Genomic DNA, 24,492 nt, shown 5'->3' on the forward strand with positions numbered 1-24,492 from the left:
TTTCTTTACACTTTATGAAAATGAGCCTACAATAGAGATAGTAAGCTTTGACAAAGCAACAAATGGAGGGGTATAGCGGATGAAAGCAATGATCTTATTAAGTAAGGATTATGAAGAAACCGAAGCAGTCGCAGTGATTGACATTTTACGTCGGGCTGAAATCGACATTGACGTGGTGGCTACTGAAGGTGATCTTGATACGGTGGGAGACCACAATATCACTATCCGAGCGGACTATCTCTTAGAAGATATTAAGGGATCGGACTATGATATCGTGATCACCCCTGGTGGTGTCGGAGGGACCAATGCCCTTAGAGAAAACGATAAAGTCATCGACCTCCTCAAGGAACAATACCAATCAGATTCTGGTTATATTGCCAGCATCTGTGCGTCACCAAGAGTCCTAGATAAGGCGGGCATTTCCCAAGAAATTCGTGGGACTATTTTCCCAGCCCTTAGTGACCAAGTGACCTTTAAGGAATATGTGGCCGATGAGATCGTTGTCAATGACCAAGACCACCAAGTGATTACCTCACAAGGTCCCGCAACGGCTTATTACTTTGCTCTTGAAATTGTGCGGCAATTGAAGGGCCAAGAAGTCCATGACCAAGTGGCTAAGGCGCTCTTAATTCCTAATGTTGAAGCAGCGGTTAAGGCTTAATGTTTACTTATTTACTAAAAGCGCTGGTAAGATTTTACCAGCGTTTTATTTCGCCTGCCTTACCGCCGTCTTGCCGTTACTATCCCACTTGCTCGACTTATATGCTTAGAGCTCTAGAAAAGCATGGCTTTTTCAAGGGGACGCTGATGGGACTGGCCCGAATTCTACGCTGCCAACCCTATGCCCGCGGCGGCGTCGACCCAGTACCCGATCATTTCAGCCTCAAACGCAATGACCAAGAAGTCAGCCCTAAAGAACGCCAAGCCCTAGCCAAGTTAAGTAAGAAATAATAGAGTGCGACAAGCGCAAAAAGAGGGGAGAGAGCTACGCATACTATATCTGTAACTCGCTGACGCTTCGAACAGCTATAGCAACTGGAAGAAAATACCATAAGCACAGTAAGTCTGTGCGTTGGAATTTTCTGAAGTGACTTCAAGACTGGCGTTCGAACTCAACTAGAAGAGTGCGACAGTCACAGCTGACGCTTGAAACATCCTTTAATCAAATAGTAGCAATCAAAAAAGGAGTCCCCTCATTGAGGACTCCTTTTATTATGAAATCTTTTATTCTTCTACTCCGTAAATGTCAGCGACTTTGTCAGCGATGCGTTGGGCATAGGTCAAGGCTAGGTCATCACTTTGGGCTTCGACCATGACCCGGAGTAAGTTTTCGGTACCGCTAGGACGGACTAAGACCCGACCTTCTTCTCCTAATTCGCTCTCAACCGCATCAATTTCTGCTTTGACTTCTGCGTTGTTCATGGCTTCTTCCTTGCCGGCGCGGGTCACTTTGACATTGATAAGCTCTTGAGGATAGGTTGGCATTTCATCAGCTAATTCGCTGAGTTTCTTACCAGATTGTTTGAGGACGAAGAGTAATTGGATGGCGGTTAAGAGGCCGTCACCGGTCGTGTTATGGTTCATAAAGATAACGTGACCCGATTGTTCGCCTCCTAGAGTGTAGTCGCCCTTACGCATTTCTTCAACCACATAACGGTCGCCTACCTTGGTAACTTTATCATTCATCCCTGCAGCTTCAACGGCCTTATGGAAACCTAAATTGGACATGACGGTAGCAACAATGGTGTCGTCTTTTAATTTGCCATGGTCTTTGAGGTATTTACCACAGATGTACATGATATGGTCGCCATCTACTAAACGACCCTTGTCATCAACAGCAATGCAGCGGTCAGCGTCCCCATCAAAGGCAACCCCAGCGTCAGCCCCTTGTTCGAGGACCAGTTTTTGGAGTTCACCAGGGTGGGTAGAGCCGCAGTCGTCGTTAATGTTTAGGCCATCAGGACGGGTAGCTCGGGCGTAGAAGTCGGCATTTAAATCAGCAAAGAGACGGTTGACTAAAGGTGCAGCGGAACCATTAGCGGCGTCAATACAGAGTTTTAAGCCGGATAAATCATTACTAATGGTGGTTTGGAGAAATTCGAGGTACTTGGCTACCCCTTCTGGATACTCACTGACCGTCCCTAAGCCTTGGGCGCTAGGACGAGGTAAGCTGTCCTCTTCTTGGTCTAAGTAGTATTCAATTTCAGCTTCTTGGTCATCCGATAATTTAAAGCCGTCACTACCAAAGAATTTGATGCCGTTATCCTTGGCAGGATTGTGGCTGGCTGAGATCATTACCCCAGCAGTTACCCCAGTAGTCCGGGTGAGATAAGCGACAGCTGGTGTGGTGATGACGCCTAGTTGTAACACTTCAATGCCGACAGATAAAAGCCCTGAAATTAAGGCGTGTTCTAATAACTGACCAGAAATCCGTGTATCACGTGCAACGAGGACACGGGGATGTTCTTGTTCTTCCTTGGCGTGTTGGAGCAAGACATAGCCACCAAAGCGACCTAATTTAAAGGCCAGTTCAGGGGTAAGTTCCTTATTGGCTTCTCCGCGAACACCGTCAGTTCCAAAATATTTTAACATGATATACTCCTTTGATTTACCAATCTTATTAACAATTCAATATACTACCACGATTTCAAGTCTTTGCCAAATTAGGGTGAACTCGATTTAGCCTCTGCTTGACTGCTAGATTCCCTTTGCCGGTTAGTGGCTGGCTGGCTCTCATCCTTGCTAGTCTCCTGCCTTGCCTGGCTAGAAGAATCACTAGAGGCTTCACTTCTTTGGCCGCTGTTTTTGGGTCGGGCGGTAACGGTAAGAGTGATGGACTCAGGCTCCATAGCTTCAACATTATCGGGGCGTTCTAGAGCCACTTGGACCCGTTGACTCTGGGTAATTCCGCTAACGTCAATATGACCGACTACCGCTTGGATAGCGGCGAGGGCTTTCTCATCGCCAAAGAGGGTTACTTGCCGGGTGGACCAGTTACTTAAGTCATAAGTGTAGTCATCATTGGGATTATCGAGGTCGATTTGGATAGGGACTGAGCTCCCCTGCTTACCAATGGCAATATCAACGCCGACTTGACTTGGGTTGGCGGTAATGTTTAAGATATTACCTTCGCGATCCTTGACAATGACCCGGCCGCTGCCGTGGTAATCAGAATTAGTATTGTTAGGGAGGCTGACGTCGACGCTTACTGAGGAAATCTTGCTGAGGCTTTCAGCTGAACCTGTCAAGGTGACTTCTGCCGGAGTGGCCTTGGTTGCATGAATTTCATAACCCGGGGCCAAGTTGGTCGGATTAACATGGATTTCTACCGGGTATTTTTGACTTTGCAGTTGAGCAATATTGATTTCCACACTAGAAGGTGAGATCCGATAATTGAGGTCTTTAGAAATATTAGTCATGGTGAGTTGTACATAGTGTGACCCTTCGCCGAGTTCTTCCAAGTTTTCAGTCACGACCTTAAATTCCCGGGCTTGAAGGGTTTGGTCGATGATATTACTTGGACCTGAAATTTCCACAGAGACGGTTTCAGGGAGGCCAGTAATATAGTAGTCATCCACGTCGCCACTCACATAAACGGGGACGTCGGAAATGGTTTCTGACTTGGTTTCACTGATGTTAGTGAAGAAACTGACCGGATTATTATTGTAACGTTCCGCTTTGACAAAGATAAAGAGGAAAAGCGCTAATAAGAGTGAGAAAAAAATCATAACGGCTTTATTTTCATAGAGCTTATTCATCTTTGTCACCTCCATTTTTCTTTTGGAAGATATTCTTCAAGAAGTGGTTGCCTTCAATGATGGAATCGCCGTCTTCGCTCTCAGCAAAATGTTGGCGGAGGGTCTCGCGGATTTCTTCTTCAGAAAGGTCGCGCATAATTTTTCCTTTATAGGTGAGGGAAATGTCACCAGTCTCTTCAGAAACCACTACCACTACCGCATCGGTGACTTCACTGAGGCCAACCGCAGCCCGGTGGCGGGTCCCTAGTTCCTTAGGAATTTCAGGATTTTCCGAGAGGGGGAGGAAACTGGCTGCTGAGCTAATCTTCATATCTTGGATCACCACCGACCCGTCATGGAGCGGGGTGTTGGGAATGAAGATATTAATGAGGAGTTGTTCAGTAATATCCGCATCCAATTTGATTCCCGTGTTGGCATATTCGGTAAGCGATTGGGTATCTTCAATGGAGATTAAAGCGCCGATCCGCCGCTTAGCCATGTACTGGCAAGCCCGGATAATTTCTTCAATCATTTGCTCAATGGGGTCATTTTGGGTATTTCGTAAATTTCTCATTCGTAAACTTTGGCCGAGATGGTCGAGGCCGTTTCTAATTTCCGGTTGAAAAATAATGATAATCCCGATGACTGACCACTGGATAATACTATTCATAATCCAGTCGATGGTTTCTAATTGAAAGACGGTCGAAACCATTTTAAAAAGTAAAAAGATAATGATGCCATTAAAGATATTGACCGCCCGCGTGCCCCGGATTAACTTGAGCAACTGATAGATGATGAGCCAAACAATCAAGATATCGATCAGGTCAAAGGCGTGTGACCAGCTGAAAATTGATTCCCAATCCATCGTTTTCCCTCCTATTAGTGATGTTTTAAATTCATTAATAAGTATACCATAGACACTGTCTGACCAGGCTTTAGGTCTTTCTTAAATTATGGATAGTGGGGAGAATAGACGGGGGCGTGCTGGCTTAAAAAATAGCAGCAAAGCGAAAATTTTATGATAAATGAAAAAAATCGCCAATAACCCTTGCATTTTATAGGGAAATAGTGGTATATTAATTGAGTACTGATTTGGAGGGATAGCGAAGCGGCCAAACGCAGCGGACTGTAAATCCGTTCCTTCGGGTTCAGAGGTTCGAATCCTCTTCCCTCCATTTCTAATCATATTGGGGTATCGCCAAGCGGTAAGGCAACAGACTTTGACTCTGTCATGCGTTGGTTCGAATCCAGCTACCCCAGTTAATTGAGACTGTACGAGAACGTGCAGTCTTTTTTTTGCTTTCAGTTGACGGAGAGAAGACACGCTAAGCATATTAATTGATAAAAATCACAAAACTCCCTTAGTCCTTTCCAAATAGAGAAAGAACTGAGGGAGTTTTTTGTGTGTTATTTAATTGGAAAGCGGGGGAATTTATAAGGGAGGTGCTTGTTGAGGTACTTGAGGAAGAGGTAACCCAATTCAAAGTCCATCATCCCATGGAAGAGTGACGATACACCGAAGAGAATAAAGAGGGAAGCCCAGTAACCGTATTGACCATCCAAACTGGTTAAGCCGGCGGTTACAAAGCAATGGATAACGATCATTTCTCCCAGACCATGTAAGCTGTTAATCCCAGCGTTAAAGAGGGTTCTCTTCCAAGGGTTCAAAACAAATTGGTTGGACCGTTGCAGAGTATAGGCACCCACCAGGGTAAATAAGAGGTGGGAAACCGCCCGGAAGACCACTGGTAAGGGGAATCCTGCCATCAAGAAACCAAATGAGGTTGCTAGGGCCACAAAAGCGGCTGAGGCTGGTGAAATAAAGAGCGCCATATCAATGGCGATATGAGAGCCCAGGGTCCAGGAAAAGGGACCAAAAGCGATTTTAATGGGACTAATCATAGGGATAATGATACCGATGGCTGTTAGTAAGGCTACGGTAGTCATTTTGCCTGTATTTTTTTTGCTAAGTGAAATACTTTCTTTCATTGTAATCCTCCTTGAAGAATGAGTCCTAATATAAGCGGTATAAAACCAAATAATGATAAAAATTTAAAAATTATCATAAGCTTAGCCCTTATTTTTGTCAAGTCTGTCTAAATCGATCACTTTTCGCATAAGGCTAGGGGTTTTTGCTGCCTTGGCTTATGGTATGATAGGTAAAAACAGTATCAGCTTTCTTGGGCTTTTTAAGATCAGGAAAGTCAGTCCGCTTTGGTTGGCTGAAAGTGGCTAGTCAGAGAATCAGGATAGAAAAATGAGGAGGCGGTTTAGTGATGGCTAATCCAAAACAAGTGTCTAATTTTATAAATCTGAACCAAGATATTATTGATGAATTAATTACCCTCGCTTTTAAGGAAGATATTCCCTATGAAGACCTGTCGACCAATGCTATTTACCAGGGGCAAGCAGCCCAGGTAGAGCTCTTAGCTAAGCAAGCAGGAGTGATTTGTGGTTTGGATCTCTTCAAGCGGGTTTTCTTACATTTAGATCCTGAGGTTCAATTTGAGAGCCTGGTCCGAGATGGTGACCGGGTGGCTAATCAAGAGACCCTAATGGTGATCAAGGCCTCCGTCAATACCCTCTTAAGTGGGGAACGCATTGCCCTTAACTTCCTTCAAAGAATGAGTGGGATTGCTACGGCTACCCGTCGTTTTGTAGACGCCTTAGAAGGCAGTGGGATAAAGTTACTGGATACCCGTAAAACTACCCCGGTTTACCGTCCCTTGGAAAAATATGCAGTCCGGGTAGGGGGCGGCTATAACCATCGTTACTCACTCTCTGACCAAATTATGCTCAAGGATAACCATGTTGCTGCTGCCGGTGGGGTCAAAGAAGCTATCCAAGCGGCTAAGGCCTATGCGCCTTTTGTGAAGAAGATTGAAATTGAAGTCGAGGACCTGGACATGGTCAGAGCGGCAGTGGAGGCTGGAGCCGATATTATTATGCTCGATAATATGGACCATGACACCATGGAGGAAGCCATTGCGATCATTAACGGTCAAGCGATTATAGAAGCTTCAGGAAACTTTACCTGGGACAATGTCGCAGATTATAAGGACCTAGCCATTGACTATATTTCTAGTGGGGCCATTACCCATTCGGCCGGAATCTTAGATTTGTCCCTCAAACATTTGAAAGTTAGGAAGTAGGTCTGGCCTCTTGAGGCAGAAATCCTTGATTTTTACTACCCATAGCTCAAGTTTTGCCCTAACTTTTGTTACAGCAAGGTTACAAGGCGACAGAAATATTTCAGAAAATCCTTTTAAAATGTCAAAGTAATTAAAGGGCCTTAACAAGTCAGAAAATCCCTTTTCTTCGTCTGGAAGCCATGATAGTATATTTCATGTCGACGAGGGAAAGACCTCGTTGAGAGATAAAAATGAATCTGAATGATTAACAGGCTTAATCATATTAAATAGAAAAAAGAATGAACTTTGTATAGAAGAAAGGATTTTTATTACACATGAATATGAAGAAAGTTTTAGTAGGTACCTCAATCGCTTTATCAGCCTTAGTAAGTTTTGCTGCTGGGGAAACGACTGAAGCACACGCAGCTGAATGGCAAGCACGTTCAGTTGAAGAAATCAAAGCTGACTTCCAAAAATTAGATGACAACGAAAAAGTTTATGTCATTAAATCTGGTGACACCTTAAACGCTATTGCTCAAGCAGCAGACGTGAACACCAAAGAATTAGCTGAAATCAACAACATCGAAAATGCTAACTTAATCTTCCCAGGAACTAAATTAACCTTCAAATCTGACCAATCAGGTAAGGTTAATGAAGTTGAAGTAGAAAAACAAGGTCAAGCAGCTCAAGTTTACACCGTTGATGAAACTGCTGGTCAAACTTACCAAGCACCTGCAACTGTTCAAGCTGCACCAGCTGCTGCTCCAGCACCTGCACCAGCTCCAGCTCCAGCACAAAGCGCTTACACTGGTTCTTCTTCATCCGCTAAAGAAATCATTGCTCAACGTGAATCTGGTGGTTCATACTCAGCAACTAACGGCCAATACATCGGACGTTACCAATTAAGCGCTTCTTACTTAAATGGTGACTACTCCCCAGCTAACCAAGAACGTGTGGCTGACCAATACGTAGCCGGTCGTTACGGTTCATGGGACAACGCTTTAGCATTCTGGAACGCTAACGGTTGGTACTAAGATAAAAAAAGAGTGTGACAGTCACATTAAAGGACGAAACCACTGAAAAAAACTGGGATAAGCTCAGTGAAGCTGAGCGTTCCCAGTTTTTGAAGTGAACGTTCGTCCTGTGACTGGAACACGTTTGAAAAGAGTGTGACAAGCGCGTCAAAGAGCAAGACCGCTGGAAGAAAAAGGCGTCTAAATTTTCAAAGAGAATTTAGCGCCTTTTTCTGAAGCGGACGCTTGCTCTGCGCTTGGAACACGTTTGAAAAGAGTGTGACAAAAGTCAAAAAACTGAGACTTTTGTTTCAGACTCCTCAATTAACTCCGGCTCACTGTGTAGTGACCCCCAAAAGTTGGACTAAGAATTCAACTTTTGGGGGTTATTTTTATGTCTAAATATTCATTAGAATTTAAACTGAATTTAGTAGGAGACTATATTGCGAAAAAAGGAAGTTATCGAACCTTAGCTAATAAAGCAGGAATAGATCCTTCTATTTTACGAAGGTGGGTTAATAACTATTATGAATTTGGTGTAGATGGTTTAAAGAAAAGGCGGACTCAACAGGTTTATACTGTTGAATTCAAATTAAATGCGATAGAATTGTATGAAAGTACGGAAATGAGTTATCGCGAATTGGCCAATTCATTAAACATGAATAATCCAAGTCTAATCGCTAATTGGCGAAGAGCTTATCATGAAAGAGGACTTGATGGCCTTTCCGCGAGGAAAGGAAGGCCACCTAAAGTGTCTAAAAAGAAATCACAAATCAATCAAATAAAGGATAGCAGCGAAACCAATCAGTTAAGTGAAGCAAAAATAAAGGAACTTGAACAACGGATTACGGATTTAGAAATTGAGAACAAATTTTTAAAAGGATTGAGGAGACGTGTGGCTCAAAGAGTCAAGCGAGAAAAGAAGAAATAGTGACCGAAATCACACGTCTCCATGATGAAAAATATGCTTTAAAAGATATTCTTAGCGTTTTAAAGTTTCCTAAATCGACCTACTTTTATTGGAAAAATAAAGATGAGGAAATTGATAAGGATGCCGATTTAAAAGAGGAAATGAAAGACATCAGAGAAACCCATAAGGATTATGGTTATCGAAGAATGCGAGCTGAACTGCTTTCCCGTGGTTATAAGGTCAGTAAAAACAAAGTTCAACGCCTAATGAAAATTATGGGGATACAGGTCACTAGCTATACTAGAAAGACAAGAAAATATAATTCCTACAAAGGAACGATTGGAGAGATAGCGCCAAATCGTATCAACCGGCGGTTTGATTCGACCATTCCTTATCAAAAAATAACAACAGACACAACAGAATTTAAATACTACTATGCCGATGATTCTGGGAATTATCAAACTGGAAAACTCTATTTAGATCCTTACATGGATCTATTTAATCGAGAAATTATTTCTTTTAAGATAACACATCAGCCTAATGGACAAAGCATGTTGGAGGGGCTACAAGCTGCCATTGAAGCAAGTAAATTATGTCCATACAGAAGAACCTTTCATTCTGATCAGGGCTGGGCCTATCAAATGAAAAGTTACACCCGGCTCTTGAAGGATCACCGAATTTTTCAAAGTATGTCTCGTAAAGGAAATTGCTTAGATAATTCGCCAATGGAGAATTTCTTTAGTCTACTAAAACAAGAAGTCTACTATGGTCGGACTTATCATTCCTTTGAAGAATTAGCACAAGCGATTGAAGATTTTATAATCTATTACAATGGTGAAAGAATCAAAGAAAAATTAGATTTTAGGAGTCCTATAGAATTTCGTCTTCATCACGCTTCTTTCGCCGCTTAATGATTACACATAAACTTTAAACTTATCAAGAGCCGCTACGCTCTTCCTCTTGACAAGTTTAAATTTCTGAGTAAATGTGTCGGCAAGAAATAAGCAAGAACTGTAAGCAACAAAAAAGAGCTGGCCAAAGGCCAACTCACTATATATAAAGTCCAACTTATTGGGGTCACCATACTGGGCTGGAGTTTTTTATTTATCTCAGCTTTCAAAAAGGGCTCTAAGTGCTTCGTCTTGAATAGGTAAGCGGTTTCTGTTATAGTTAGAAAGTACTCACAAGAGGTGCTTTTGCTGAGATAGGTGGAAACCTGGACTCTTTGAACCTGAGAAAGTTAAGACTTGCGTAGGGATGTGAGAATTCAAATATCGTTATAAGGTACAATCAAGCTTTTGCTAAAGCCTTACGATAAGAAGTCCTGCAAAGTACACGAGTGGAGTATACTTTGCAGGGCTTTTTTCTGTCTAGAAGTAAAAGACCTGCAGATAAAATGTGTAATCTAAACAGAATAAGAGAGATGAGTCAATGTCTAAAAAAATAAGCCTTCCCTTTGCGAAATATAGTCAGCAGGTCAAGGAGAAAGCCCCGCTGATCCAAGTCTTAAATAATTATGTCACCATACATGATGTGGCCAATGTGATTTTGGCCAGTGGCGGGCGTCCCGTGATGACCGATAACTTACCTAATAGTCAGGATGTAGTCAAGACAGCTGACCTTTTGCTATTGAATGCCGCTAGTCCCAGACCTAATCAGGAATTGTTGGACCTCGCCACCACAGCGAAAAATGATCACCATCCCGTGGTCTTAGACCCAGTGGGGGTTTCAGCGATGCCGTCTAAATTAAAGCTCTGTCAAGATCTGATTGACCAGGGGTTAGTGACAGCGGTGAAGGGGAATGCTTCGGAAATTCGAAGTCTCCTTTTTGAAAAAAGCCAAGGATCTGGGGTCGACCTGGGTCCTGGAGACGAGGTAACCTTAGCCAACCTGGCTGATTTTGCTCCGGACTTTAAAGCTTATGCCCAAGAAAAAAGAATTATCCTAGCCATGTCGGGTCCGATTGACTTAGTGACAGACGGCAAGCGGCTGGCAGTCATTGAAAATGGCCACCCCTGGATGGCTTCCTATACGGGGTCAGGTTGCCAGTTAAGCGGCGTCCTAGCTAGCTTTTTAGCCGGTAATCCGGATGAGGATCCTTTTTACCTAGCTACAGCAGCCGTGATTAGCTATGGGGTGGCGGGAGAAATTGCTGCCCAAGTCCTCCAGCCTTATGAGGGCAATGCCACTTATTCCAACCGGGTGATTGACCAGGTTTTCTTATTAGAGGCCAAAGAATTAGAAAGGAGAGCCAAGTATGACATTCAATAAAAATGATTTATTGGTCTATGCCATTACGCCCGATCGTTTTGACCATGACGAATTAATCCAGCAAGTCAAAGAGGTCTTAGCAGGAGGGGCGACGATTTTACAGCTACGTTTGAAGGACCATCCCTTTAAAGACCAAGAGGAGAAGCTGGGTCTAACTAAAACAATCAAAGCCCTCTGCCAAGAAGCAGGTGTCCCCTTTATTATCGATGATGACTATGAACTGGCCCTGGCGGTAGATGCTGACGGCCTCCATGTTGGAGAAGATGACCTGCCAGTTGACCAGGCTAGAGAACTACTCGGCCCGGAAAAAATTATCGGGGCTTCGGCTAAGAGTTTGAATGCCGCTCTAAATGCCCAGGCGGCTGGTGCAGACTACTTGGGAGTTGGCGCCCTCTATCCGACCCAGTCTAAGGCCAATGCCCAAGCCACCAGTCTGACTACCCTGAGAGCTATTGCCCAAGGGGTGAATATTCCCATTGTAGGCATTGGTGGGATTAACTTAGATAATATGGCCAATTTACGGGACCAGGGGCTGGCCGGGGTGGCTCTGATTTCTGCTTTATTTAAGGCGGAAGACCCCTACCAAGCGACTCAAGAAATCCGTAAAGCGGCTGAAAAGCTCTTTAAACTCCAAGCCGTCCTCACTATTGCCGGCTCAGACTCTAGTGGGGGAGCTGGTATTCAAGCAGACCTCAAGACCATGCAGGCCAATGGAGTCTTTGGCATGAGTGCCATTACTTCAGTGACCGCCCAAAATACTAGGGGTGTGACCGGGGTCTATGACCTCAGTCCTGAGGCCTTGGCTAGTCAACTTCAGGCTGTTTTTGAGGATATTCCTCCGGCTAGCGTCAAGATTGGCATGGTCTCCCAAGTAGATTTAGTGAAGGAAATTGCCAAAGCCCTTAAAAACTATCAGGCTAAACATGTCGTAGTAGACCCGGTCATGGTCGCAACGAGCGGATCCAACTTGATCCAAGACCAAGCGGTACAGGTCTTGTCTGACCAGGTCTTTCCTCTCGCTTGCTTAATTACTCCCAATATTCCTGAAAGCCAGGTTTTAGCGGGACAAGACATCCATTCGGCAGCCGATATGGAAGCCGCCGCTAAGAAAATTAGTCAGACCTACCAAGTCGCTGTCCTCTGTAAGGGTGGCCACCGGGTTAATGATGCTAATGATGTCCTGGTTACCCCTGAGGGCGAGGTCCACTGGTTTAAGGGCGAGCGGGTTGATAACCCCAATACCCATGGTACTGGCTGTACCCTATCCAGTGCCATTGCCAGCAACCTAGCCAAGGGGGATGACTTAGTTACTGCCATTGCCCGGGCTAAGACCTATCTCAGCCTGGCCCTTAAAGATCAATTAGATCTAGGTCAGGGGAGTGGCCCCTTGAACCATGGCTTTGGCCTCTTGACTTATTACCCCAATGACGATTAATTGCCTTAACTTCCCCTAGCAAATAATTTCTAGTCTTTCAACCCTTCCACGAGGCTAGACTTGCTAGGGGAAGAGTATCTGTACACCGATAAGGGTCATGATAACTTGTCATGGCCTTTTTTCTATATTTTGGAAAAGTGGGGAACTGTTTTTAGTCAAGAGCATATTTTTTAAGTTTGTGAAAATAAACACATATTTTCTCTTTTTAATTAAAATATAAAAATATTATTTCAAAAGTTGTAAGCGATTACAAGGTTAAATTACTAATGTTTCAGTAATTGTAAGCGGTTATAGCTAAAAAGAAAAACAAAAAATCACTTGCTTTTTATTTGTGAATAACTTAACATAATAGCCATAAAGATGAAAGTCATTAAAAATCAAAGGAAAGGTTAGGAAGAACAATGGCTAAAGGAAAAGAACAAAAAGTAGATATTCCACAATTTATCGATGAGACAGTGGCTAAGGCTAAACAGGCCTTAGAGGATTTTATGGCCTTAGACCAAGAACAAATCGACCATATTGTCACCAAGGCATCGATTGCTGCCTTAGACCAACATGGGGTCTTAGCCAAACATGCCGTTGAAGACACGGGACGGGGTGTGTTTGAAGATAAGGCAACCAAGAACTTATTTGCCTGTGAACATGTGACCAACCACATGCGCCACTTGAAAACAGTAGGTATTATTGATCGTGATGAGGCCAAGGGATTGACCTATATTGCTGAACCGGTCGGGGTAATTTGTGGGATTGTCCCTACTACCAACCCAACATCGACAGCAATCTTTAAGTCCTTGATTTCCTTGAAGACCCGTAATCCAATTGTCTTCTCCTTCCACCCTCAAGCGCTGGAATCTTCTATCCATGCGGCCAAAGTGGTGCGTGATGCAGCGATTGCGGCAGGGGCACCTGAAAACTGTATCCAATGGATCGATTCAAAACATGCGTCCATGGAAGCCACCAATTTACTGATGAACCACCCTGATGTCGCTACCATTTTAGCCACTGGGGGATCTGCTATGGTTAAGGCTGCTTATTCTTGTGGGAAACCTGCTTTGGGTGTGGGACCAGGGAATGTGCCTGCCTATGTTGAAAAAACGGCCAACCTCAAGCAAGCCGTGAATGATATTGTCATGAGTAAGGCCTTCGATAATGGGATGGTTTGTGCTTCAGAACAAGCTGCCATTGTTGACAAAGAAATCTACCCCGCCTTCATTAAAGAAATGAAGTCCTACCATGTTTACTTTGTCAACCAAAAGGAAAAAGCCCTCTTAGAAGAATTCTGCTTTGGAGCTAAAGCCAATAGTGAGGCGGTTGACCAAGCCAAACTCAATGCCGATATTGTCGGAAAATCAGCGGTTTGGATTGCTAAAGAAGCCGGCTTTGAAGTCCCTGAAGAAACCGTCATCCTAGCAGCAGAAGTTCCTGAAGTGGGTCCTGCCCAACCTCTTACCCGAGAAAAATTATCCCCTGTCCTAGCCATCTTAAAGGCTGAGACGACTGAAGATGGGATGGCTAAGGCCGAAGCTATGGTGGAATTTAATGGCCTAGGTCACTCCGCCGCCATTCATACCAATAACCACGACTTAGAAATCGAATACGCCAAACGGGTGAAAGTGGCCCGGGTCATTGTCAATGCACCGTCAACCTTTGGGGGAATTGGGGATGTTTATAACTACTTTATTCCTTCCTTAACCCTAGGCTGTGGGTCTTATGGACATAACTCTGTAGCTGGTAACGTGGGACCTTTGGATTTGATTAATATTAAACGAGTAGGGGAGCGGCAAAATAACATGCAATGGTTTAAAGTCCCTCGGGTTTACTTCGAAAAGAATTCCATTAAATACTTACAAGAATTAGACCATGTGGAACGGGTATCGATTATTTCTGATAAAGGCATCGCCAAACTCGGCTTTGTCCAAAAAGTCATTGACCAACTCCAACAACGGCAAAATAAGGTGGTCTATGATGTCTTTGATAACATTGAACCGGATCCAGATATTTCCACGGTTCAAGCGGGTGCTGACGCCATTCGTGCCTTCCAACCTGATACCATTATTGCCATTGGTGGGGGATCGGTTATGGACTCCGCTAAGATCATGTGGCTCTTCTATGAACGTCCTGACGTTGACTTCCGTGACCTGGTTCAAAAATTCATGGACATTAGAAAACGGGCCTTCCGTTTCCCAGCCCTCGGTGAAAAAGCCCAATTAGTGGCTATCCCAACCACCTCAGGGACAGGTTCCGAAGTAACGCCTTTTGCGGTCATTTCAGATAAGAAGAACAATAAGAAGTACCCGCTTGCTGACTACGCCCTCTTACCTAAGGTGGCTATCGTGGATTCCAGCTTTGTCGAAAAGGTACCAAGTCGGGTGACTGCCGCTACCGGGATGGACGTCTTAACCCACGCTATTGAAGCTTATGTATCGATCTTTGCCTCAGACTATACCGATGGACTCTCCCTCCAAGTCATTAAGATTGTCTTTGACTACTTGGAAAAATCAGTCAAAGACTTTGACCCGCTAGCTAGAGAGAAGATGCATAATGCGGCAACCATGGCGGGGATGGCCTTCGGTAACGCCTTCCTGGGAATTGTTCACTCCATGTCCCATAAGATCGGAGGGGTCTTCCATACCGTTCACGGAGAAAACAACGCGATCCTCCTGCCTTATGTGATCCGCTACAACGGGGAAAAACCAGGCAAACTTTCTACCTGGCCAAAATACAACTACTACAAGGCTGGCGAACGTTACCAAGACATTGCCCGTATGCTAGGCTTAAAGGCCAATACGGTCGATGAAGCCGTTGCTTCCCTGGCCCAAGCCTGCTATGAACTCGGTGAAAAAGTCGGTCTCCCAATGAGCTACCAAGCCCAAGGTCTTGACAAGAAAGAATGGGAAAAGGCCTTAGAACAACTGGCTTATGATGCTTATGAAGACCAATGTACCCCATTAAACCCTCGTCTGCCATTAGTTCCTGATATGATGGCCATGATGCGGGCAGCTTACCAAGGTTATGGTAAGGCTCCAGAGCCAATTAAGAATAAGTAAGAAATGCCTCTTGTATAGATAGAAAAGAGAGTGTGACAAAAGTCAAAAGAGCCCTGAAGAGCTACGCATACTATATCTGTAACTCGCTCTTCGCTTCGAACAGCTATAGCAACTGGAACAAACTATGGAAGATAGGTGCAAGCCTATCGCACATAGTTCGTGAAGTGGACGTCAGGGCTGACTTTTGGAACACGTTTTGATTAGATAGTTCGTATTTTGAAAAGAGTCTGAGACATTTGTCCCAGACTTTTTCTTTTATTATCAGAATTTTATTAATTCACACGGTTCTTTTGCCAGATGAAGCCCATGTGACGGCCTTTGGTTTGGTTTTGGCGGTAGGAGAAGCCTTGGGGGCTGGTATAGGTATCCATGGGGTCCACTTGGATGTTCTCGGGTCGGATACCTAAATGGAGACATTGGTTTTTGACAACGGCTTGGTTATCAATGTGCCACTTACTAGTGTCTGCTTGGTAGGAGATATTGCCTGCTGAGCCCTCCAGGTTCTTGAATTGAAGATAAACATCCTCATCGACTTCAAAGTGTTTTTGGGATAAGGCTGGACCAATTTGAACGTGGATATTTTCTGCTTTGACCTCAGGATGATCGGCAAAGATTTGCTCAAAGGTCACTTGGGTAATGTTTTGGACCGTGCCCCGCCAACCGGAATGGATGACGCCAATCAGGGGAGTCTTTTGGTCGTAGAAGAGAATAGGAACGCAGTCAGCAGTGAAAATCCCTAACATGAGCTCCTCGTCAAAGCTGTAGAGGGCGTCGGTTTGGGGGATAGCTGTGTCATTGGATAAGGCACCCTTGCCGCCGTCAGCCAAGCTAACCTCTACAGCCCGTTTGGAGTGAGTCTGATGGGCTTGGACAAAGTGGTCGGGACTTATATTGGCCGTTTGGAAAAAGGATCGCCGGTTAGCCAGGACGGCATCCAAGTCCTGGTAGGAATGGATCCCCATATTGCCTGCTTCGGGCAGGTCGGGGTCTCTTAGGGTGATCCCCATTTGCAAGTGGGGGTCATTGTGATAGTAATGAATAGACATCAGGAACACTTCCTTCTATATAATAATGCCAAAGTATCTTGCTTATTATAAGGGGATTTTTTTCCGCCCGCAATCCTTAGGGTTTATTCCCCACATTTGATCAGATTTCCTGGATAGTGACTCTAGGGAAAATTTGTTATACTAGGGAAAGATTCTTTAAGAGGAGTGCTTGTTGTGAATAAGGAAAACCATGGTTTTGTTGAAAGTGAAAAAATCGTTTCAAAAGAGCAAGGAGCGGTCATCCACCAATTCAGCCATCCGGCTTCAGGGGGCCAAGTGATTTGGATTGCAAATGATGACCCCCACCGGGCCTTTGGAATCGGTTTTTTAACCCCAGCCAAGGATTCTACCGGGGTGGCCCATATTGTTGAGCATACGGTCTTGTCTGGCTCGCGGAAGTATCCCGTCAAAGACCCCTTCATGTACATGCTCAAAAGCTCCATGAATACTTTTTTAAATGCCATGACTTATAAGGACATGACCCTCTTCCCGATTTCATCCATGAATGAGATTGACTTTGAGAACTTAATGTCGATTTATTTGGATGCGGTCTTTTTCCCGCGGATGTACGAAGAAGAAAATATTTTCCGCCAAGAAGGCTACCATAAGGAGCTCCATAATCTGGAAGATCCCATCACCATTACCGGGGTGGTCTACAATGAAATGCGGGGCGTTTACTCCGATGCGGATGCGGAAGTCTGCCAGCAAATTGACGCCAACTTCCATCCCAAGACGAGCGTGGCTTATGAATCGGGTGGTTATCCCTATGACATCCCTAAGCTTTCCTACCAAGATTTTCTTGCCTTCCATAAGAAACATTACCGGCCGGATAATGCCTTAGTGGTTGTCTATGGCGATGTCAATATCGACCGGGTCCTGGACCAGTTGGATAGTGAATACTTCTCACACTTCGAACCTAGTGATGACCAGATCCAATTAGAATTAGCTGACCTAGCTGCTGGCGACCGGCGAATGACCCTTTATTTTGATGCTGATGACAAGCAGGAGGCTGAGGGGCTGGCCTACTTATCCTATAATATTCCCTTTTCCAAAAATAAGTCGGTTGAAGATGGCTTTTTGTATGGGATTATTATGAACGCCCTAGCTAACGGCGAGTCCAGTCCACTCCATAAGGCCCTAGTTGAGGGCGGCTACTGCCAGGATGTGTCGGTCTATAGTTCAGGGACTTATTACAATGACTTTTCCCTAGTTTTAGAAAAGGTTGATCCTGACCAGGTTGATACCATTATTGAAGTGATTGAAAAGACTTTAAAGAAAATCGCCGACCAGGGTCTAGACCGTGACTTAGTCAAGGCCTGCCTCAACCAAACCGAGCTCCAGCTCCGGGAAAAGGGCGGTTCTTCACGGGGAGTCAAGACCTTTATCCAATTAATGTCGGCTTGGCGCTATCTGGACCGGCCTATCGAGGTCTTGTCCTATGAGCAAATTCTCAGTCACTTGGACCAAGTTCTCTCATCTGCTCAGCTTGAGGATTTAATCCGAGACCGCCTCGTTGATTTCAACTCGCGCTTGGTTATTGTCCACCTTCCTAAGCAGGGGTACCACCAAGCCAAAGACCAAGACCTGGCCCAAAGTCTGGCCCAAGAAAAGGCCCAAGCCAGTGACCGTGAGCTTGAGGCTTTGATTCAAGAAAATGCTGATTTGAAGGCTTACCAAGAAGCTCCCGATAGTCCAGAAGCCCAAGCTAGTCTACCAAAACTGACCTTAGCTGATATTGAAGCGGGAATTACCGATGCCAGTGAAGAAGCGATCAATCACCCGACCTTAGGTAAGGTGCTCTACCATCCCCAAGCCGCTAGCCAAGGGATTGCCTACTTTAATTTCAGTTTTTCAGCCAACCATTTAACCAGTGACCAGCTCTTTTTATTAAAGACTTGGACCATTCTCCTAGGGGCCTTGGGAACGGCTTCCTATACTTATGATCAAATTGAAGTCCAATTAATCCAGTTAACGGCTGGTCTAACCATCCGACCAAAAATTTATCTGGATAGCCAAGAGCCAGGCCACTTTAACTTGCAGGTCCAAGCCAGCTTTGCGGCCATGGCAGATAAGAGCCAAGCTGCTTTGAACTTAGTCAAAGAGATCTTAACTAGCACCCGCTTTGAAGACCATAAACGGATTAAGAATATCCTTGACCGGGTCAAATACCAAATGGAGCAACAATTTGACCAAGCCGGCCATCAATTAGCCATGGGACTACTCAAAGCCCAATATTCACCGGCCCAAGCCACTAGTCAAGCCCTGGGTGGCTTAGATTACTATGACCAATTAGCTGATTTCTTGGCTGACTTTGACCAGGCTCTCCCTGGTCTCCTTGAAGACTTAGCCCATTTCCATGAGCAAGTGCTCTCTTCCAATACGGCAACCGTCGCGGTGACAGCCAGTCCAGCTGATAGAGACCGCTTGATCGACCAAGTCCACGACTTTTTAGCTGACTTGCCGCAAAGCGCCCAAGCCGAACTAGACCATATGAAAAATCCCGCTCCCTTACATGAAGCGGGTAATATTGGGTTGATGTCCAATAGTAATGTTCAATATGTGGTTCAAGGTGGTCCCCTAAAAGACTTAAAGGCAAATCAAAGAGGTCAACTCCCAGTCTTTACTAATATAATGAGTAATGAAATCCTCCATGAAAAAATCCGCGCCCAAGCGGGAGCCTATGGGGCGGGGCTTTCTATGAGTCCTGCTGGCGGGGTCTTAGCTTATTCCTACCGCGACCCTCATCTGAAACAAAGTCTAGCCGTCTACCAAAATATGGACCAATCCTTTAAGGACTTAGACTTAAACTCAGACTTTGTCGAGCAGCGGATTATTGGTTCCCTGACCCATTATCAGTATCCGCTAACCCCTAAAGAAGTCAATGCCCTCAAATTAAAGCGTTACTTCTGTAAGCAAAGCAAGTCTGACTTAGACCAGGAATTCTCTGACCTCATCCATACCCAGCAAGAAGACTTATTGGCGCTCAATGATACCGTCAGTCAAGTGATGGAAGAAGCTAAAATTGTAGTTTATGGAAACCGTGACAAGTTGCAAGCCAACCACGAACTCTTTGACCAATTAAGAGAATTAAAGAGGGATTAGTCCCCATTAACTGAGGACCTAGTCTCCCAGTGAGCTTAGGATTTAATACCTAGGCTCGCTTTTTATCTTTTACTGTTTATAGCAGATAACTATTTATAAAATTATATTCATATATTAGTTAGTTATGAGCAGGGGTGAGTGGCGCTTTGAAATTGGGCCTTAGCCATAGCTTTCTAACGACCAAATTTCAAAAGCAGAACGCATGCTCATCAATATGATTTTTTAATTCAACCCCAGATATTGGCCGAAGGAAGCGGCAATAATGGCCAGACCGATAAAGACCCAGAAAGAAATTTTTAAATAATGGTCGAGCTTTTCCTTACCAGACACCCGGGTCTTGAAGAGACGGTAGAGGGCAATGGCGAAGGCAATCAAGCCAAAAATGAAGGCAACAGTATAACGATTCATAGTAAACTCCTTTATTATTGCTTATAGACGATGTATTTCTTAATCATTGTAAGGGAAAATTTTGCCTAGGCAAAGAAGGATAAAATTTGTTTAAGGCTTTGGCTTTTGTTTTGGGAAGTGGTTCTTCCATTATATAATGGATAAAAGAAGCGGAGCGTGAAGAAAGTAATGGCAAAAAGAGGATTTGAAATTGTCAGTTCCTACAAAGATCAAGGAATTAACCTGCCCCAAAGGCAAACCACTTCTGCGGCTGGCTATGATATTGAGGCCGCTGAGCGGGTGATTTTACCGTCCTTTTGGTCGGCGGCAGTCAAAGCGGCTGCGGGTCAGGGAGAAGGCGATTTAGCGAAGATTACCCAACCTAGCCTGGTCCCGACCGGGCTCAAGGCCTATATGCCTCACGATGAATACCTGCAAATTATTTCCCGGTCCAGTAACCCTTGGAAACGTAACCTCACCCTGCCTAATGGGGTGGGGATTATTGATAGTGACTACTATAATAATGCCAATAATGAAGGCCATATTTATGTCCAACTGCTCAACTTTGGCTTGGAAGATGTGGTGATTGAGAAGGGCGAGCGGATTGCCCAGGGAATTTTTACCCCCTACCTGAAGACTGACCAAGATAGTGGTGGTCTGAAGGAGCGGAGTGGTGGTTTTGGAAGTTCCGGACAATAAGAGAAAGTAGAGGGAAGGAATGGCTAAAAAGAAGCGAAAAACTGTCTACACCTGCCAGGCCTGTGGCTATGAATCACCTCAGTGGTATGGGAAATGTCCCCAATGTGGGGCTTGGAATACCCTGGAAGAGGAAGTGATTGCTGGTAAGCCTATCCGCCAAGCTGGGACAGAGGTCCATCAGAAAAAAGCCAAGCCTGAACGCCTCAAGGAAGTCAGCCAGGCGGAAGAAAAACGGGTAAAGACTGGCTTAGGCGAGTTCAACCGGGTCCTCGGTGGCGGGGTAGTCCCTGGGTCTTTGGTCCTGATTGGTGGAGACCCCGGCATTGGGAAGTCGACCCTGCTCCTCCAGGTAGCTAAGCAATTAAGTGATAATGGTGGCCGGGTCCTCTATGTTTCCGGTGAAGAAAGCTTACATCAAATCAAGATGCGGGCTGACCGCCTAGGCTACCAGGATGCGGACTTTTTTGTTTATGCGGAAACCGACCTCTTAGCCATTGAAGCGGCGATTTCTGATACCCAGGCCGACTTTGTGGTGATTGATTCCATCCAAACCATGGTCCATCCCAATAATGAATCCTTAGCCGGCAGTGTCAGTCAGGTCAGAGAAGCGACCGGGGAACTTATGCATATTGCCAAGAGCTCTGGGATCGCCATCTTTGTGGTCGGCCATGTAACCAAGGAAGGTAATATTGCCGGGCCGCGGATTCTCGAACACATGGTGGACACGGTCTTGTACTTGGAAGGGGAGAAACATAACACCTTCCGAATCCTCAGAGCGGTCAAAAACCGTTTTGGGTCGACCAATGAAATCGGAGTTTTTGACATGAAAAGTCAGGGCCTGGAAGAGGTCACCAACCCTAGCCAGCTCTTTTTAGAAGAACGGCTCATGGGAGCCAATGGGTCGGCAGTGGTTGCTTCCATGGAAGGAACCCGTCCGATCCTAACCGAAATCCAAGCTCTCTTGTCTGCCACAGCCTTTGGTAATGCCCGCCGTACCGCCAGTGGTTTGGACTATTCCCGGGTGACTCTCATTATGGCGGTCTTAGAGAAGCGAGCCCATCTCATGCTGCAGAACCAAGATGCCTATCTCAAGTCAACCGGTGGAGTTAAACTGGATGAACCAGCCATTGACCTAGCTATTGCTATAGCTGTGGCTTCCAGTTACTGGGAGAAGGAGACCCAGGCCAGTGATTGCTTTGTGGGTGAGATTGGCCTAACCGGTGAAATTCGCCGGATTTCCCGGATTAATGAACGGATCCAAGAAGCGGAAAAATTAGGTTTTAAACGAATTTTTATCCCCTATGGGAACCTGCAAGGCCTGGCGACCGATAGTCAAGCTATTGAAATTATTGGCGCTAAGACCCTGACTCAAGTTCTCAAAGAAGTCTTTCCCCCTCAAGGAAAATAGGGAGTATAATTAACTAACACTTAAAAGATATATTGTGTATAATGTAATAGAAAATAAAATAATAGTTATTGAAAGGAGGTGACAAGATGAAACGATTAGATGTATGGGCCAAGATTATTGATTTTCTGTGGTTATTAGTGGGCGCAGGCTTTGGTTACTATCTCCTCCCCATCTTATGGCGGTGGACCAATTTGTCCCACACCTTTATTAATCAAGCGTGGATTAATATCATCATTGGAGCACTTATTTTTCTAATTCTTATTAAATTATTAGAACCGCTTGAAAAGAAACTGGTCAGACGTTTAGAGAAGGAGATTCGCGATCTACCGATCAGCAATATCCTCATCGCCCTCTTAGGGATTGTTATGGGGCTGATTCTGGCTTGGTTGATTAATATTCCTTTGATTGCCTTGGATATTTACTTTATCAGTAATGTCTTGCCGGTTGTTCTGACCATTCTCTTTGCTTTTTTAGGGTATTTTGTCCTTTGGGTGAAGAGTGATGAGATATTGGCCTTCTTCCGTAATATTCGTATCAGTAATTTACGGGACCGTGTCCAAGATAAGGAGACGGCTAGTGATGAAGAGGAAGCTGAAAGTGAGCCTAGTCCAGCCAAGTCCGATAAGGAGTCGGGTCAAGAGAGCGCAGCATGGGAAAACTTCAAGCCTTATAAGATATTGGATACCAGTGTCATTATTGATGGTCGGATTCTGGATGTCTTAAAGACTGGGATTATCGAAGGGACAATTTTAGTGCCCAACTTTGTCCTCAAGGAACTTCAATACATTGCCGATTCTTCCGATGCCTCTAAGCGGGTCCGGGGCCGGCGGGGTTTGGATGTCTTAAATGCTATCCAAGCCTTAGATGACTTGCCGGTGGAATTTTATGCGGGCGACTTTGAAGAAGAGGAAGAAGTTGATTTGAAGTTGCTGCTACTGGCTAAGGAAGTCAATGGGGTGGTAGTGACTAACGACTATAATCTCAACAAGGTCAGCCATTTCCATCAAATTAAGGTTCTTAACTTAAATGAATTAGCCAATGCCATGAAGACCGTGGTTATTCCTGGTGACCGCATGCAAGTCCATATCATTAAAAAGGGGACCGAACGCCAACAAGGGGTCGGTTACTTGGATGATGGCACCATGATTGTGGTGGAAGAAGGACGCTTGCATATGGATGAAGAGCTTGAAGTCGAAGTGACTAGTGCCATTCAGACCAATGCTGGGAAGATGATCTTTGCCAAATTAGCTGATGAATAAAAATAAAAAATGCCCAAGCTGATTCTGTGGAAGCAGGTCAAAGCAAGCTAGTTGATATTTCTTCAACATCTTGCTTACCTTTCTAGAATGAGCTGGGCATTTTTTGATGGCTTAAGCTTGTTTCGCTTGGAGGACTTGGTCCATGACCTGGATCACTCCCTGGTCATTGTTAGAGGGGGCTAGGTATTTGGCAACCGCCTTAATATCGTCATGGGCGTTATCAACGGCATAGCTGTATGCGGCGACTTCTAGCATGGGGATATCGTTATAATTATCACCAATGGCTAGCATTTGATGGGGAGAGATTCCCTCGGCTTGGCCCAGATGGCTAATGCCTTGGCCCTTGTCGACACCGGGAGCAGTGATATCAATCCAGTCTAAGCCTGAGACCGCCACTGAGAAGTCATCCCCAAATTTTGGGGCATAGTCTTGGTCATGGTGGGCCTTACTATTATTATTAGGTAGGTAAATGGTGAATTTATTGGCTGGAAGGTCCAGTTGGGTCAAGTCATCCACATAATTCAGTTGGTAGTAGTAATAGCGCAAGGCGTCATCATAGCGCTTGGCTTCCTTAGCCACATAGGCCCCGTCTAAACCACACAAGACTCCAATGTTATTGGGGATGGCTTCGGTAAAGCGGGCCATGGTTTGGTAGTCCTTAGGGTCGATTAATTCTTGGTAAAGGGGGCGGTCTTGGTAGCTGACATAACCGCCGTTATCAGAGATAAAGGCCACTTGGTCCTCTAAGTGAGGAAACATAGCTTTTAAGGTATAATTGGGGCGCCCACTAGCAATAGCGACTAAGACATCGACTTGGGCGAGGTCTTTCACCAGGCTGGTAAAGCGGTCGGGAAGCTCGCCACTATCGGTAATCAGGGTCTTATCCATATCGATAGCAATGAGGCGGACATTTTCTAAGTTGGGCATGTAAAAATCTCCTCTTCTTTATTCGATTGATTTAGTTTTACTCTATCATATTCTCGATAGGGAGGCTATTTTCAGCGAACGATATCAGTTGCTTTTTTGTTCCTTTCGTGAGAAATTAGT

General features: G+C 44.8%; 19 protein-coding genes, 2 tRNA genes and 1 riboswitch. Of the genes, 14 read left to right on the top strand and 7 right to left on the bottom strand.

Features of this window, described 5'->3' with window-relative positions:
* The first annotated feature begins 79 nt into the window (after positions 1 to 79).
* Both DBT49_RS00300 and yidD read left to right on the top strand, forming a co-directional pair.
* Positions 80 to 661: a DJ-1 family glyoxalase III gene (locus DBT49_RS00300; RefSeq protein ID WP_070558305.1), complete on the top strand. Its 582-nt coding sequence runs from the start codon at positions 80 to 82 to the stop codon at positions 659 to 661.
* A complete protein-coding gene (gene yidD, locus DBT49_RS00305) occupies positions 661 to 951 on the top strand; it encodes a membrane protein insertion efficiency factor YidD (RefSeq protein WP_070558307.1) in 291 nt (96 codons plus the stop codon). Before DBT49_RS00300 ends, yidD begins: the two co-directional genes overlap by 1 nt.
* A 273-nt stretch (positions 952 to 1,224) precedes the next feature.
* Here yidD and glmM read toward each other — a convergent pair whose 3' ends face one another.
* The 3 genes from glmM to cdaA form a co-directional block, all read right to left on the bottom strand.
* Entirely contained in the window at positions 1,225 to 2,592 is a 1,368-nt protein-coding gene (gene glmM, locus DBT49_RS00310; RefSeq protein ID WP_070558309.1) for a phosphoglucosamine mutase, read from the bottom strand.
* A gap of 71 nt (positions 2,593 to 2,663) precedes the next feature.
* Entirely contained in the window at positions 2,664 to 3,758 is a 1,095-nt protein-coding gene (locus DBT49_RS00315) for a CdaR family protein (RefSeq protein ID WP_070558311.1), read from the bottom strand.
* Positions 3,751 to 4,602, bottom strand: coding sequence for a diadenylate cyclase CdaA (gene cdaA / locus DBT49_RS00320; protein ID WP_070558313.1), 852 nt, complete (start codon positions 4,600 to 4,602; stop codon positions 3,751 to 3,753). Before cdaA ends, DBT49_RS00315 begins: the two co-directional genes overlap by 8 nt.
* Positions 4,603 to 4,831: 229 nt before the next feature.
* Between cdaA and DBT49_RS00325 the strand changes: the two genes are divergently transcribed.
* Together DBT49_RS00325 and DBT49_RS00330 are read left to right on the top strand one after the other, a co-directional pair.
* Positions 4,832 to 4,912 (top strand) — tRNA-Tyr (locus DBT49_RS00325).
* A gap of 13 nt (positions 4,913 to 4,925) precedes the next feature.
* Positions 4,926 to 4,997 (top strand) — tRNA-Gln (locus DBT49_RS00330).
* Positions 4,998 to 5,144: 147 nt separating this feature from the next.
* Here DBT49_RS00330 and DBT49_RS00335 read toward each other — a convergent pair.
* The gene (locus DBT49_RS00335) at positions 5,145 to 5,726 is read right to left on the bottom strand and encodes a hypothetical protein (protein WP_070558315.1); all 582 of its coding nucleotides are present in this window, start codon (positions 5,724 to 5,726) and stop codon (positions 5,145 to 5,147) included.
* 287 nt (positions 5,727 to 6,013) lie between these two features.
* On the opposite strand from DBT49_RS00335, the gene nadC reads away from it, so the two are divergent.
* The 6 genes from nadC (at position 6,014) to adhE (ending at position 15,544) form a co-directional block, all read left to right on the top strand.
* Positions 6,014 to 6,889, top strand: coding sequence for a carboxylating nicotinate-nucleotide diphosphorylase (gene nadC / locus DBT49_RS00340; RefSeq protein WP_070558326.1), 876 nt, complete (start codon positions 6,014 to 6,016; stop codon positions 6,887 to 6,889).
* Positions 6,890 to 7,203: 314 nt separating this feature from the next.
* Positions 7,204 to 7,902, top strand: a complete 699-nt coding sequence (apf, locus tag DBT49_RS00345) for an aggregation-promoting factor (protein ID WP_060777514.1) — start codon at positions 7,204 to 7,206, stop codon at positions 7,900 to 7,902.
* Between the two features lie 373 nt (positions 7,903 to 8,275).
* Positions 8,276 to 9,702, top strand: a protein-coding gene (locus DBT49_RS00350; protein ID WP_101560582.1) for an IS3 family transposase whose coding sequence is annotated in 2 segments (ribosomal slippage) — positions 8,276 to 8,786 and positions 8,786 to 9,702 — 1,428 coding nt in all. Because the reading frame shifts where the segments join, the coding sequence is not laid out codon by codon here.
* 265 nt (positions 9,703 to 9,967) lie between these two features.
* Positions 9,968 to 10,066: riboswitch (TPP riboswitch) on the top strand.
* 156 nt (positions 10,067 to 10,222) lie between these two features.
* Entirely contained in the window at positions 10,223 to 11,062 is an 840-nt protein-coding gene (locus DBT49_RS00355; RefSeq protein WP_070558316.1) for a hydroxyethylthiazole kinase, read from the top strand.
* Entirely contained in the window at positions 11,049 to 12,497 is a 1,449-nt protein-coding gene (gene thiD / locus DBT49_RS00360; protein ID WP_070558318.1) for a bifunctional hydroxymethylpyrimidine kinase/phosphomethylpyrimidine kinase, read from the top strand. The genes DBT49_RS00355 and thiD overlap by 14 nt, the downstream gene beginning before the upstream one ends.
* Positions 12,498 to 12,898: 401 nt before the next feature.
* A complete protein-coding gene (gene adhE, locus DBT49_RS00365) occupies positions 12,899 to 15,544 on the top strand; it encodes a bifunctional acetaldehyde-CoA/alcohol dehydrogenase (RefSeq protein WP_070558320.1) in 2,646 nt (881 codons plus the stop codon).
* A 272-nt stretch (positions 15,545 to 15,816) separates the two neighbouring features.
* On the opposite strand, the gene pgeF is transcribed toward adhE, so the two are convergent.
* Entirely contained in the window at positions 15,817 to 16,590 is a 774-nt protein-coding gene (gene pgeF / locus DBT49_RS00370; protein WP_070558322.1) for a peptidoglycan editing factor PgeF, read from the bottom strand.
* Between the two features lie 174 nt (positions 16,591 to 16,764).
* Between pgeF and DBT49_RS00375 the strand changes: the two genes are divergently transcribed.
* Positions 16,765 to 19,692, top strand: coding sequence for an insulinase family protein (locus DBT49_RS00375; RefSeq protein WP_070558324.1), 2,928 nt, complete (start codon positions 16,765 to 16,767; stop codon positions 19,690 to 19,692).
* Positions 19,693 to 19,914: 222 nt separating this feature from the next.
* Here the strand turns inward: DBT49_RS00375 and DBT49_RS00380 are convergent, their stop codons facing one another.
* Complete coding sequence (locus tag DBT49_RS00380; RefSeq protein WP_101560497.1) at positions 19,915 to 20,100, bottom strand: hypothetical protein; 186 nt, start codon at positions 20,098 to 20,100, stop codon at positions 19,915 to 19,917.
* A gap of 168 nt (positions 20,101 to 20,268) precedes the next feature.
* Between DBT49_RS00380 and DBT49_RS00385 the strand changes: the two genes are divergently transcribed.
* The 3 genes from DBT49_RS00385 (at position 20,269) to DBT49_RS00395 (ending at position 23,445) form a co-directional block, all read left to right on the top strand.
* A complete protein-coding gene (locus DBT49_RS00385) occupies positions 20,269 to 20,778 on the top strand; it encodes a dCTP deaminase/dUTPase family protein (protein WP_070559700.1) in 510 nt (169 codons plus the stop codon).
* A gap of 19 nt (positions 20,779 to 20,797) precedes the next feature.
* A complete protein-coding gene (radA, locus tag DBT49_RS00390; protein ID WP_070559673.1) occupies positions 20,798 to 22,186 on the top strand; it encodes a DNA repair protein RadA in 1,389 nt (462 codons plus the stop codon).
* 86 nt (positions 22,187 to 22,272) lie between these two features.
* A complete protein-coding gene (locus tag DBT49_RS00395; RefSeq protein ID WP_070559672.1) occupies positions 22,273 to 23,445 on the top strand; it encodes a PIN/TRAM domain-containing protein in 1,173 nt (390 codons plus the stop codon).
* Positions 23,446 to 23,556: 111 nt separating this feature from the next.
* Here DBT49_RS00395 and DBT49_RS00400 read toward each other — a convergent pair whose 3' ends face one another.
* The gene (locus DBT49_RS00400) at positions 23,557 to 24,372 is read right to left on the bottom strand and encodes a Cof-type HAD-IIB family hydrolase (RefSeq protein ID WP_070559671.1); all 816 of its coding nucleotides are present in this window, start codon (positions 24,370 to 24,372) and stop codon (positions 23,557 to 23,559) included.
* Positions 24,373 to 24,492 lie beyond the last annotated feature (120 nt).

It is taken from the genome of Aerococcus mictus (assembly GCF_003286595.3).
GTDB classification, from domain to species: Bacteria; Bacillota; Bacilli; order Lactobacillales; family Aerococcaceae; genus Aerococcus; species Aerococcus mictus.

Bases quoted from the DNA above. Each gene is read 5' to 3' on its own strand.
- glmM (WP_070558309.1), bottom strand. From the start codon at position 2,592: ATGTTAAAATATTTTGGAACTGACGGTGTTCGCGGAGAAGCCAATAAG.
- nadC (WP_070558326.1), top strand. From the start codon at position 6,014: ATGGCTAATCCAAAACAAGTGTCTAATTTTATAAATCTGAACCAAGAT.
- DBT49_RS00380 (WP_101560497.1), bottom strand. From the start codon at position 20,100: ATGAATCGTTATACTGTTGCCTTCATTTTTGGCTTGATTGCCTTCGCC.
- yidD (WP_070558307.1), top strand. From the start codon at position 661: ATGTTTACTTATTTACTAAAAGCGCTGGTAAGATTTTACCAGCGTTTT.
- apf (WP_060777514.1), top strand. From the start codon at position 7,204: ATGAATATGAAGAAAGTTTTAGTAGGTACCTCAATCGCTTTATCAGCC.
- DBT49_RS00400 (WP_070559671.1), bottom strand. From the start codon at position 24,372: ATGCCCAACTTAGAAAATGTCCGCCTCATTGCTATCGATATGGATAAG.
- adhE (WP_070558320.1), top strand. From the start codon at position 12,899: ATGGCTAAAGGAAAAGAACAAAAAGTAGATATTCCACAATTTATCGAT.
- DBT49_RS00335 (WP_070558315.1), bottom strand. From the start codon at position 5,726: ATGAAAGAAAGTATTTCACTTAGCAAAAAAAATACAGGCAAAATGACT.
- DBT49_RS00355 (WP_070558316.1), top strand. From the start codon at position 10,223: ATGTCTAAAAAAATAAGCCTTCCCTTTGCGAAATATAGTCAGCAGGTC.
- pgeF (WP_070558322.1), bottom strand. From the start codon at position 16,590: ATGTCTATTCATTACTATCACAATGACCCCCACTTGCAAATGGGGATC.
- thiD (WP_070558318.1), top strand. From the start codon at position 11,049: ATGACATTCAATAAAAATGATTTATTGGTCTATGCCATTACGCCCGAT.
- DBT49_RS00300 (WP_070558305.1), top strand. From the start codon at position 80: ATGAAAGCAATGATCTTATTAAGTAAGGATTATGAAGAAACCGAAGCA.
- radA (WP_070559673.1), top strand. From the start codon at position 20,798: ATGGCTAAAAAGAAGCGAAAAACTGTCTACACCTGCCAGGCCTGTGGC.
- DBT49_RS00395 (WP_070559672.1), top strand. From the start codon at position 22,273: ATGAAACGATTAGATGTATGGGCCAAGATTATTGATTTTCTGTGGTTA.
- DBT49_RS00315 (WP_070558311.1), bottom strand. From the start codon at position 3,758: ATGAATAAGCTCTATGAAAATAAAGCCGTTATGATTTTTTTCTCACTC.
- DBT49_RS00385 (WP_070559700.1), top strand. From the start codon at position 20,269: ATGGCAAAAAGAGGATTTGAAATTGTCAGTTCCTACAAAGATCAAGGA.
- cdaA (WP_070558313.1), bottom strand. From the start codon at position 4,602: ATGGATTGGGAATCAATTTTCAGCTGGTCACACGCCTTTGACCTGATC.